The sequence below is a fragment of the Pseudomonas sp. CFII64 genome, assembly GCF_000416235.1.
GTDB lineage: Bacteria > Pseudomonadota > Gammaproteobacteria > Pseudomonadales > Pseudomonadaceae > Aquipseudomonas.
In genome coordinates this window covers 73,644-84,965 of the sequence record NZ_ATLO01000046.1, presented here as the reverse complement: position 1 = coordinate 84,965, position 11,322 = coordinate 73,644, and the positions used below count along the sequence as shown (strand labels likewise).

At 60.1% G+C, this 11,322-nt stretch carries 10 protein-coding genes; 1 reads left to right on the top strand and 9 read right to left on the bottom strand.

Annotated elements, in window-relative coordinates; translation table 11 throughout:
• The first annotated feature begins 205 nt into the window (after positions 1-205).
• Positions 206-661, top strand: coding sequence for a DUF721 domain-containing protein (locus CFII64_RS21590; protein WP_020292973.1), 456 nt, complete (start codon positions 206-208; stop codon positions 659-661).
• A gap of 212 nt (positions 662-873) precedes the next feature.
• Here CFII64_RS21590 and lpxC read toward each other — a convergent pair whose 3' ends face one another.
• The 9 genes from lpxC to murD all read right to left on the bottom strand — a co-directional run bounded on the left by lpxC (position 874) and on the right by murD (position 11,321).
• Entirely contained in the window at positions 874-1,785 is a 912-nt protein-coding gene (gene lpxC / locus CFII64_RS21585; protein ID WP_020292972.1) for a UDP-3-O-acyl-N-acetylglucosamine deacetylase, read from the bottom strand.
• Positions 1,786-1,897: 112 nt separating this feature from the next.
• Positions 1,898-3,085 carry a cell division protein FtsZ gene (gene ftsZ / locus CFII64_RS21580; protein ID WP_020292971.1) on the bottom strand — a complete coding sequence of 396 codons (1,188 nt, stop codon included), beginning with the start codon at positions 3,083-3,085 and terminating at the stop codon, positions 1,898-1,900.
• 68 nt (positions 3,086-3,153) lie between these two features.
• The gene (gene ftsA, locus CFII64_RS21575) at positions 3,154-4,413 is read right to left on the bottom strand and encodes a cell division protein FtsA (protein ID WP_020292970.1); all 1,260 of its coding nucleotides are present in this window, start codon (positions 4,411-4,413) and stop codon (positions 3,154-3,156) included.
• Between the two features lie 14 nt (positions 4,414-4,427).
• Positions 4,428-5,291: a cell division protein FtsQ/DivIB gene (locus CFII64_RS21570; protein WP_020292969.1), complete on the bottom strand. Its 864-nt coding sequence runs from the start codon at positions 5,289-5,291 to the stop codon at positions 4,428-4,430.
• Positions 5,292-5,294: 3 nt separating this feature from the next.
• Positions 5,295-6,254 (bottom strand): D-alanine--D-alanine ligase, encoded by a 960-nt coding sequence (locus tag CFII64_RS21565; protein WP_020292968.1) that lies wholly within the window; start codon positions 6,252-6,254, stop codon positions 5,295-5,297.
• The gene (gene murC, locus CFII64_RS21560; RefSeq protein ID WP_020292967.1) at positions 6,251-7,711 is read right to left on the bottom strand and encodes a UDP-N-acetylmuramate--L-alanine ligase; all 1,461 of its coding nucleotides are present in this window, start codon (positions 7,709-7,711) and stop codon (positions 6,251-6,253) included. The genes CFII64_RS21565 and murC overlap by 4 nt, the downstream gene beginning before the upstream one ends.
• The gene (gene murG, locus CFII64_RS21555; RefSeq protein WP_020292966.1) at positions 7,704-8,774 is read right to left on the bottom strand and encodes an undecaprenyldiphospho-muramoylpentapeptide beta-N-acetylglucosaminyltransferase; all 1,071 of its coding nucleotides are present in this window, start codon (positions 8,772-8,774) and stop codon (positions 7,704-7,706) included. Before murG ends, murC begins: the two co-directional genes overlap by 8 nt.
• Positions 8,764-9,978 (bottom strand): putative lipid II flippase FtsW, encoded by a 1,215-nt coding sequence (gene ftsW / locus CFII64_RS21550; protein WP_020292965.1) that lies wholly within the window; start codon positions 9,976-9,978, stop codon positions 8,764-8,766. Before ftsW ends, murG begins: the two co-directional genes overlap by 11 nt.
• Positions 9,975-11,321, bottom strand: coding sequence for a UDP-N-acetylmuramoyl-L-alanine--D-glutamate ligase (gene murD, locus CFII64_RS21545; RefSeq protein WP_020292964.1), 1,347 nt, complete (start codon positions 11,319-11,321; stop codon positions 9,975-9,977). The genes ftsW and murD overlap by 4 nt, the downstream gene beginning before the upstream one ends.
• Between the last annotated feature and the right edge of the window lies 1 nt (position 11,322).

Below are 11,322 nucleotides of genomic sequence, written 5' to 3'. Positions count from 1 at the left end.
GCGTTATTCCACGATGCTGGCACAGCGCTGTGACGGGGCTGTTTCTAGATAGGGGCTTTTTCCCGGACTTCAACCCATCAATGGCAGAAGTTAAACAGAAGTTACTCGTTGATTTTGCATATAAAAGCCGCGAAAGCGCCCTGAACGCGGTGGGAAGAAGCATTTCTGCTAACATGGCGGCCTTGTCACCCAAGGTTGCATCTCCATGGCATTTCGTCCCCTCACGGCTCGGGCACCGGCTGTCTTGCTGCGCGAAGCGAAGCCGCTCAAAGCCATATTTCATCACGCTCAGCGTCTTGGCCATCTGCAACGGCTGCTGGAAAGCCAGCTGCAACCGGCTGCGCGCGAGCATTGCCATGTGGCGTCGTGGCGTGAAGGCAGCCTGTTATTGATCGTCACCGACGGTCACTGGGCCACTCGTCTGCGTTATCAACAGAAGCGCTTGCAGCGACAACTGGTCGCATTCGATGAGTTCGCCAGCCTCACGCGCATTTTGTTCAAGGTCCAGCCACCGACCGTCCCTCAAGGCGCTGCCGGGCATACGATGGACTTGTCCACCGTGGCCGCCGAAAGCATCCAGGCCACCGCCGACGGCATCGCCGATCCAAAGCTGCGCGCAGCACTGGAGCGGTTGGCGGCGCATGCCAAGCCGAAAGAGTGACGCCCGGCTCTTCAAGGAACCTGCAGGAGGGGACTTGTCCCCGAAGGCAGAGCCTCAGGCAACGATTACACCTGGATAATCTCCTTGACCGTCAAATCGCATTCGGGGACAAGTCCCCTCCTACCGGTGGTCGATAGGCTGGTTTTAAACATAAAAAAAGGCCACCCGAAGGCAGCCTTTAAAAAATAAAAGGAAAGAGAGTAAAACTGACCTTACACGGCCGCTACAGGACGCATGTAAGAAATCGGTGCAGTGCTGGCATCTTCGAAAGTCACGACTTCCCAGGCATCTTTTTGCTCGATCAACGTGCGTAAAAGACGATTGTTCAGAGCATGCCCCGATTTGAAGCCGCGGAACTCACCAATCAGGCTATTGCCCAGCAGGTAGAGATCGCCGATTGCATCTAAAATCTTGTGTTTGACGAATTCGTCCTCGTACCGCAGGCCGTCTTCGTTCAGTACGCCATCCTTGTCGACCACGATGGCATTTTCCACACTGCCGCCGAGTGCGAGGTTGTGCTTGCGCAGGTACTCGATATCACTCATGAACCCGAAGGTCCGGGCACGGCTGACTTCTTTTACGAAGGAAGTGCTGGAAAAGTCCACGCTTGCACTTTGGGTGCGGTCGCGAAAGACGGGGTGATCAAAATCGATCTCGAAACTGACCTTGAATCCTTCAAAAGGCACGAAAGTAGCGCGTTTACCGCCCTCTTCCACTGACACTTCACGCAGGATACGGATGAATTTCTTCGGCGCGTCCTGTTCTTCCAGGCCAGCCGATTGAATCAGGAATACGAAGGGTCCCGCGCTGCCGTCCATGATTGGAACTTCGGAGGCAGAGAGTTCGACGTAGGCGTTATCGATGCCCAGGCCAGCCATGGCCGAGAGCAAATGTTCTACCGTGTCGACTTTGACATCACCTTTGACCAGAGTGGTCGACAGGGTGGTGTCACCGACATTTTCCGCCCGCGCAGCAATCTGCACGACGGGATCGAGGTCAGCACGGACAAACACGATACCGGTATTCACAGGAGCAGGCTTGAGAGTCAGGTAAACCTTTTCCCCCGAGTGCAGGCCGACGCCTGTGGCACGGATGATATTTTTCAGGGTGCGTTGTTTAATCATGGCATTGGCCGCTTCAGCGCAAGTTGCGAACTGGTATCAACAAAGGCTGGCGATAATAGCAGACCCGGCCTTTGCTGAACACCAATCACCCTAATACCCCTGATACATTTCATCAATCAGCCTGACGACGCAGGAAAGCCGGGATGTCCAGGTAATCCAGGTCATCGTTCGGATTCATCTTCGCCGCTGCGGTTGCGCCTGCGTGAGCCTGATTGCGCATCACGGTAGGACGGTCCAGATCACGGTAGTTCACCGACGGCAGTTCCTGACGCGCAGAAGGCTGAGCCGAGGCTTGCTGAGTGGTCTGCAGGGTGTTGTCGATCACCTTCATCGGCTTCTCGATTTTCGCGCCCAGGCCGGTGGCAACCACAGTCACGTGCAACTCGTCACGCATGTCCGGATCGATAACAGTACCGACCTTGACCATGGCGTGCTCGGAAGCGAACGCTTCGATGATGCTACCCACGTCCGAGTACTCACCCAGAGACAGGTCAGGACCGGCAGTGATGTTGACCAGAATGCCGCGTGCGCCTTGCAGGTTCACGTCTTCGAGCAGCGGGTTGCGAATGGCTGCTTCGGTCGCTTCACGTGCACGGTTCGGACCGCTGGCGCAGCCAGTGCCCATCATCGCCATACCCATTTCGCTCATCACGGTACGTACGTCGGCAAAGTCGACGTTGATCATGCCCGGACGCTTGATGATGTCGGAGATACCGCGAACGGCACCGGCCAGTACATCGTCAGCCTTGGCGAAAGCCGACAGCAGGCTGGCGTCCTTACCGAGGATGGTCAGCAGCTTCTCGTTGGGAATGGTGATCAACGAGTCGACGCTTTCGGACAACATGCGGATGCCTTCATCGGCGATCTGCATGCGCTTGCGGCCTTCGAACGGGAACGGACGCGTCACGACCGCAACGGTCAGGATGCCCATTTCCTTGGCCACTTCAGCGATGATCGGCGCTGCACCGGTACCGGTACCGCCGCCCATGCCCGTGGTGATGAAGACCATGTTGGTGCCCTGCAGAACTTCTGCAATGCGCTCACGATCTTCCAGTGCAGCCTGACGGCCGACTTCAGGGTTGGCGCCAGCGCCGAGCCCTTTGGTCACGCCCGTCCCCAGTTGCAGGATGGTACGCGCACCAATGTTTTTAAGTGCCTGAGCATCGGTGTTGGCGCAGATGAATTCCACGCCTTCGATGTTGCTCTTGACCATGTGGTTGACAGCGTTGCCGCCACCACCGCCGACGCCGATAACTTTGATTACCGGGCTTTGCGGGACGTTGTCTACGAGTTCGAACATTTTCCCTCTCCTTTCATTCTCTAGTTTTGTGCCTGGTGCCCACTGCCTGCCATTACCGCTTTTGAAACCTAGAAATTGCCCTGCACCCAGCGCTTGATACGTTCAAGCACTGGAGCCTTAGGTTCATCTCCGTAGCCATTACCGCTACTGCTGATGCCGGAAAGCGAAATACCGTCAGACTGCTTTTGCAGCCCGTACAGCAACAACCCGACACCAGTGGAATAAATGGGGTTTCGCACAACATCGGCGAGCCCTTTGACGCTATGCGGGACGCCAAGGCGCACCGGCATGTGGAAGATTTCCTCGGCCAGTTCGACCGCGCCTTCCATCTTCGAGGTACCACCGGTCAGCACGATGCCGGCCGGGATCAGATCTTCGTAGCCGCTGCGACGCAGTTCAGCCTGAATCAGGGTGAACAGCTCGTCGTAGCGGGGTTCGACCACTTCAGCCAGTGCCTGACGAGACAGTTCGCGCGGTGGACGATCGCCCACGCTTGGCACTTTGATGGTCTCGCCAGCGCCAGCCAGTTTGGCCAGGGCGCAGGCGTAGCGAATCTTGATTTCTTCGGCGTATTGCGTCGGTGTGCGCAGCGCCATGGCGATGTCGTTGGTCACCTGATCGCCGGCAATCGGGATCACGGCAGTGTGACGAATCGCGCCTTCGGTAAAGATCGCGACATCGGAAGTACCGCCGCCGATGTCCACCAGGCACACGCCCAGCTCTTTCTCGTCATCGGTGAGTACCGAGTACGCCGAAGCCAGTTGCTCCAGAATGATGTCGTCGATTTCCAGACCGCAGCGACGCACGCATTTTTCGATGTTCTGCGCAGCGTTCACGGCGCAGGTCACCACGTGGACCTTGGCTTCCAGACGTACGCCCGACATACCCAGTGGCTCACGGACGCCTTCCTGGTTATCGATCACGTAGTCCTGCGGCAAGGTGTGCAGCACGCGCTGGTCGGCAGGAATCGCCACGGCCTGGGCAGCGTCGAGCACTCGCTCCAGATCCGCAGAGCTGACTTCACGGTCGCGAATCGCCACGATGCCGTGGGAATTCAGGCTGCGGATATGACTGCCGGCCACGCCGACGAATGCCGAGTGAATACGGCAGCCGGCCATCAGCTGGGCCTCTTCCACTGCGCGCTGGATCGACTGCACGGTGGATTCGATATTCACCACCACGCCTTTCTTCAGGCCGCGGGACGGATGGGTACCGATACCGACGATTTCCAGCGTGCCATCGGCCGCGACTTCGCCTACCAGTGCCACCACCTTGGAGGTACCGATATCCAAGCCAACGATCATTTTGCCGCTTTGCACGTTTGCCATGGTCCTGCCTCTTATCAATTCTTCGCGACGGCGGGTTTGTCCGTCGGAGTCGCTACCGGCTCGCGCCATCCGACGGCGAGGCCGTTGGAATAGCGCAGGTCGATGCGCGCAATATTCGTGATCTGCTCTTTGAGCGTTTTTTCGTAAATGGCGATAAAGCGGCGCATTTTTTCCACCAGGTGGTCGCGTCCCAGCAACAACTCGATACCGGGACCGGCACTGCCCGCGCCCGTGGTCAAAAACCAGCTGCCACGTTCACGTAATTCCAGCCTGACGATGGAGAAACCCATCGGGCGCAACATCTGACTCAAAACCTGGTACTGCTGCATCACCTGCTGTTGAGCCCGCTGCGGGCCAAACAACTGCGGAAGGTGTTCGTAATTGGCCAGCTCGCGCGGGGTAAAGGCCTGGCCCTGGTTATTGAGCAAGGCTTCATCACCCCAGCGCGCCACCGGCAGCTGTTCTTCAAGGCGGATCACTACTTGATCCGGCCAGACGCGACGCACTTCGGCGTGAGCGATCCAGGGCATCTGTTCCAGTTCCGAACGCATGCCGGCCAGATCAATGGTGAAGAAGCTCGCCGCCACGTAAGGCGCGATCCGCTGCTGCACCGCCTGCTGACTGATGTAGCTCAGGTCGCCCTGAACGTTGATCCTGGTGATCGGCCGGTCGGCATAAGGCAGCAAGCGTTGCGCTGCCTCATACGTACCAAAGCCCAGGACCACCAGCATCACCGGCCAGAACAGCACCTTGAGAAAACCGAAATTCGCTTTCGGCAGACGCACCGACAGCGGTTCCTTGGCCACCATGCGACTGGCACCACGCGGCACCGGCTTGCGGCCGGGAGCTGGAGGCTGATGACGTGCCGTCGCGTTCATGGCTTAACCTCGCGCCTGGACACTGTCAGCGAGAATCGCCAACACCAGTTGCTGGAAATCCAGACCTGCCGCGCGTGCAGCCATCGGCACCAGACTGTGATCGGTCATGCCCGGCACGGTATTGACTTCCAGCAGCCAGAACTTGCCGTTCACATCCTGCATCACATCGGTACGCGCCCAGCCGGCAATGCCCACGGCTTCGCAAGCACGCGCTGTCAGTTGCTTGAGTTCCTGTTCCTTGCTTTCTTCGAGACCGCACGGGATCCGATACTGCGTATCGTCCGCGATGTACTTGGCATCGTAATCATAGAAAGTGTGCGGCGTGCCCAGCCCAATCGGCGGTAAAACCTGGCCACGCAGCGTAGCGATGGTGAACTCCGGACCTTGAATCCATTGCTCGACCAAAACTTGCGAATCGTAGGTGCTGGCGGATTTCCATGCGGCGATCAATTCGTCGACGCTGGTCACCTTGGCCATACCGATACTGGAACCTTCATGAGCCGGTTTGACGATCAAAGGCAGGCCCAGTTCCGTGACCGCTGAAATACAATCCGCTTCGCTGCCCAGTACTGCATGCAGCGGCGTCGGCAGGCCCAGGCTCTGCCAGACCTGCTTGGTGCGCAGCTTGTCCATCGCCAGTGCCGAAGCCAGTACACCGCTGCCGGTGTAAGGGATTTCCAGACACTCCAGCAGACCTTGCATGGTGCCGTCTTCGCCGCCACGGCCGTGCAGGACAATGAAGGCGCGATCAATTTTCTCGCTGACCAGACGCTGCAGGAAATCGTCGCCGACATCGATGCCGAACGCATCGACGCCTGCGCTTTGCAGGGCATGCAGCACCGCCTGACCGGACTTCAGCGAAACTTCACGCTCAGCGCTCTTGCCACCGAACAGCACGGCGACACGGCCGAAGGTTTTCGGCTCCAGCGTGCTGAACAGTGTCGATTGCGTCAGGGCCGTCATTTCAGCTTCCCTTCAGTGGACGCAACGACCGCACCGACGAACAGTGGGCTGCGCAGCAGTTGCGGAGCAAGGCCGCCAATGTCACCGGCGCCCTGGCAAAGCAGGATGTCGCCCGGACGCAGCAGCGGCTTGACCAGCGGCGCCAGTTCAACGCCACGCTCGATGTAGATCGGATCCAGCTGGCCGCGTTGACGGATGCTGTGACACAGGTTGCGGCTGTCCGCACCCGGAATGGGTTCTTCGCCAGCCGGATAGACTTCCATCAGCAACAGGACGTTGGCCTCGGTCAGCACCTGGACAAAATCGTCGTACAGGTCGCGGGTGCGGCTGAAGCGATGCGGCTGGTAAACCATGACCAGTCGACGATCTGGCCAGCCGCCGCGCACGGCGTTGATCACTGCGGCGACTTCACGCGGGTGGTGGCCGTAGTCATCGACCAGCATGACGTTGCCGCCCTCGACCGGCAGTTCGCCGTATACCTGGAAGCGCCGACCCACGCCCTGGAAGCCCGACAGGCCCTGGACGATGGCTTCATCGCTGACGCCTTCGTCGGTGGCGATGGCAATGGTTGCGAGCGAGTTGAGCACGTTGTGGTTGCCCGGCATGTTGACCGAAACATCCAGCGGCTCATGATCGCGACGCAGCACGGTGAAGAACGTCAGCATGCCGTCCTGACGCACATTGATGGCGCGCACGTCGGCGGTTTCGCTGAAGCCGTAAGTCAGGGTCGGACGCTTGACCAGCGGCAGGATTTCCCGCACCACCGGATCATCGATGCACACCACCGCCAGACCGTAGAACGGCAGGTTATGCAGGAACTCGACGAAGGTCTTCTTCAGTTTGTTGAAGTCGCCTTCGTAGGTCGCCATGTGATCGGCGTCGATGTTGGTGACCACGGCAACCAGCGGCTGCAGGTGCAGGAAGCTCGCATCGCTTTCGTCGGCTTCAGCGATCAGGTAACGGCTGGTGCCCAACTGGGCGTTGGTGCCGGCAGCGTTCAACCGGCCGCCGATAACGAACGTCGGGTCCAGGCCACCGGCCGCGAACACCGAGGCGATCAGGCTGGTGGTGGTGGTCTTGCCGTGAGTACCGGCGACCGCGATGCCGTGGCGATAACGCATCAGCTCGGCGAGCATCTCGGCGCGCGGCACCACAGGAATGCGACGCTCAAGGGCTGTCGCCACTTCCGGGTTGGAGGTGTTGACGGCACTCGATACCACAAGCACGTCAGCGCCCACGGTGTTTTCGGCACGGTGGCCAATAAAGATATGCGCGCCGAACGATTCAAGGCGTTCGGTAACCGGGGACGACTTGAGGTCGGAGCCGGAGACGTCATAACCCAGGTTCAGCAACACCTCGGCGATCCCGCACATGCCCACGCCGCCAATCCCGACGAAGTGGATGCGACGGATGCGGCGCATTTCCGGCTGTGGCATCGCGCGTTTATTTTCAACCATGAGCCACCTCCAGACAGATATCGACCACGGTGTTGGTTGCGTCAGGCTTGGCCAGTCGGCGAGCGGTACGCGCCATGTTGTTCAGTTGTTCGGGTTGCATCAGAACCTCTTTCAGGCGCGCCGCCATCTCGGCTACACCAGTTGTCGCTTGTGGCATCACGAAGGCAGCGCCTTCGAGGGCCAAATAGTCGGCGTTACGGGACTGGTGGTCGTCGATCGCATGGGGCAACGGCACCAGTAGCGACGGCAGTCCGGCCGCCGCCAGTTCACTGATGGTCAGCGCGCCTGCGCGACAGACCACCAGGTCGGCCCAGCTATACGCTTGAGCCATGTCCTGAATGAACGGCGCTACTTGCGCCTCGACACCGGCAGTGCGATAGCGCTCTGCGGTGATTTCATCGTGATTCTTGCCAGCCTGGTGAAACACCTCGGGCCGCACATCCGCAGGCACTTGCGCCAGCGCCTCGGGTAACAATTTGTTCAGCGGCTCGGCGCCCAGGCTGCCGCCCAGCACCAGCAAACGCGCACGGCGCCCAGCCAAGGCCTGACGCGGGGTTTCCAGGAACAGCTCGACGCGCACCGGATTGCCGGTGGTGCGACGTTTGCTGGACGCGGGAAAGGTATTCGGAAACGCTTCGCACAAGCGGCTGGCAAACGACGCCAGACTGCGATTGGCGGTGCCGGCCACGGCGTTCTGCTCGTGAACGATCAACGGCACTTTGGCCAGCGCTGCTGCGAGACCGCCGGGACCGGTGACATAACCGCCGAAACCCACCACGCACACAGGTTTGAGCTCACGCACGATCTTGCGCGCCTGCAACAAGGCCTTGATCAGCATCAATGGCGCCTTGAGCAAGGACAAACGGCCTTTGCCGCGCAGGCCGGTCACGTTGATCAGGTGCAGGGCGAAACCGGCCTGCGGCACGAGTTCGTTCTCGATGCCACGCGGCGTACCGAGCCAATGCACTTTATAGCCGCGCGCCTGGAACTCACGGGCGCAAGCCAACGCCGGGAACACATGTCCGCCGGTTCCGCCGGCCATGATCAGCACGTTAGCGTCCATGGGGCGGCTCCTCGGCGAAGTCGCTCTCGTTGAACTCGGCTTCTTCGCTGCCCATGTTGTTGCGCGACTCCCACTCGATGCGCAGCAGCAAGCCCAGACTCGCACAGCAGATCACCAGCGAGCTGCCGCCATAACTGAGGAACGGCAAGGTCAGACCTTTGGTTGGCAGCAGGCCGACGTTCACGCCGATATTGATCAGGATCTGGCCGATCCACAGGAACGCCAGGCCGTAAGCCACGTAGGCACCGAAGAACTGCTTGGCGCGCTCGGCCCACATGCCGATGTACATCGCCCGGATGCTGACAAACAGAAACAGGCCGACGGTCAGCAGCGAGCCAACCACGCCCAGCTCTTCGGCCAGCACGGAAAATACGAAGTCAGTGTGCGCTTCCGGCAGATAGAACTGCTTCTGCACGCTGTTGCCCAGACCTACGCCCAGCCATTCGCCGCGACCAAAGGCAATCAGCGCCTGGGTCAACTGGTAGCCGGAGCCGAACTGATCGGACCACGGGTCGGTGAAGGTAATCAGACGCGCCATACGATACGGCTGCGCCTGGACGAGCACGAACACCGCACCCACCGCCAGCGCCACCATCAGACTGAAGCGGAACAGGCCGACGCCGCCGAGGAACAACATGGCGGCCGCAGCCCCCATCATCACCACGGTGGCACCGAAGTCCGGTTCCATAAGCAACAGGCCGGCCATCGGCAGCAAAACGATGAACGGCTTAAAGAAGCCCATCCAGCTTTCACGCACTTCGGTCTGCCGACGAATCAGATAGCCCGCGAGGAAGATCACCACGAACAGCTTGGCAATTTCCGATGGCTGCACGTTGAACGCGCCGAAGCCAATCCAGCGCATCGAACCGTTCACCTCGCGCCCGACCCCAGGTATCAGCACCATCACCAGCAAGCCAAACGCGCCAAGCAGCATCAGCCAGCCCAGACGTTGCCAGGTGGCGACCGGAATCATCATGGTCACGCCGCAGGCACCGATGCCGATGATCATGTAGATCAAGTGGCGGGTCATCATGTACAGGGTGTTGCCGGACTGCACTGCGGCCACTTCGGACGAAGCCGAGGTGATCATCACCAGACCGAGGCCCAGCAGTGCCAGGCAACCGGCCAGCATCGGGAAGTCGACATCGATGCCACGGCCACTGATCAGTGGCGACGGATACGGCTTGATTACGCCAAAGATCATGACAAGTCCCTCACGGCTTGCGCGAACAGCTGACCGCGCTCTTCGTAATTCTTGAACATGTCAAAGCTGGCGCAGGCCGGCGACAGCAACACGGCATCGCCGGGCTGTGCGGTTTCTGCGCAGCGCTGCACGGTTTCATCCAGCGATTGGGCACGAATCAGCGGCACGCTATCGCCCAGCACTCGGGCGATCAGTTCGGCATCGCGGCCCAGCAAAACAACAGCGCGGCAATTTGCAGCTATCGGTGCAGCGAGGCCGCTGAAATCAGCACCTTTGCCATCGCCACCGGCAATCAGCACCAGCTTGCCGCTGATATCCGCGCCGAGGCCTTCAATCGCCGCAAGGGCAGCGCCGACGTTGGTGGCCTTGGAATCGTTGTAATAGTTGACGCCTTCACGTTCGCGAACCCACTGGCAGCGATGTTCCAGGCCGCCGAAGGTGCGCAGGCTGCTCAGCATCGCGTCCATCGGCAAGCCGACTGCATGCCCCAACGCCAATGCCGCCAAGGCATTGGACTGGTTGTGAGCGCCGCGAATTTTCAGTTCGCGTACCGGCATCAACAGCTCGAACTGGAACGCGAGGTATTTCTCGCCATTCTCTTCGCGCAGACCGAAGCCATGGAAATCAGGTGTGTTCAGACCGAAGGTCCAGCATGGCAAGCCTTCGCCAATCAACGGACGGGTCAACACGTCCTGACGATTGACCACCACTTGCCGCGCGCCACGGAACACCCGGTGCTTGGCGAGGTGATAAGCCGGCAGGCCGCTGTAACGGTCCATGTGGTCTTCGCTGATGTTCAACACGGTCGCCACTTCGGCGCCGAGCTGATCAGTGGTTTCCAGCTGGAAGCTCGACAGCTCCATCACGTACAACTCGACGTCGTCGCTGAGCAGATCCAGCGCTGGGGTGCCGAGATTGCCGCCGACGGCGACGCGCTTGCCTGCCGCCACAGCCATCTCGCCCACCAGGGTGGTGACGGTGCTTTTCGCGTTGGAACCGGTAATCGCGATGATCGGTGCTTTGGCGTGACGCGCGAACAGCTCGATATCGCCAGACAGTTTCACGCCGCGTGCAGCGGCTTGCTGCAACGCAGGCGTCGCCAGGGCCAGACCGGGGCTCACGTAGAGCTCGTCGGCGCGGCAGAGAAATTCAACGTCCAGCTCGCCGCAGCGCACTTCGACCTGAGGATAGTCCCGACGCAAGGTCGCCAGTTCCGGCGGATTCTCCCGCGTGTCAGCCACGGCAAACGACACGCCCCGGTTCGCGAGGAAGCGAACCAGGGACATGCCGCTCTTGCCGAGGCCGACAATGATGCGGAAGTGGTCGGAAGCGATTAGAGACACT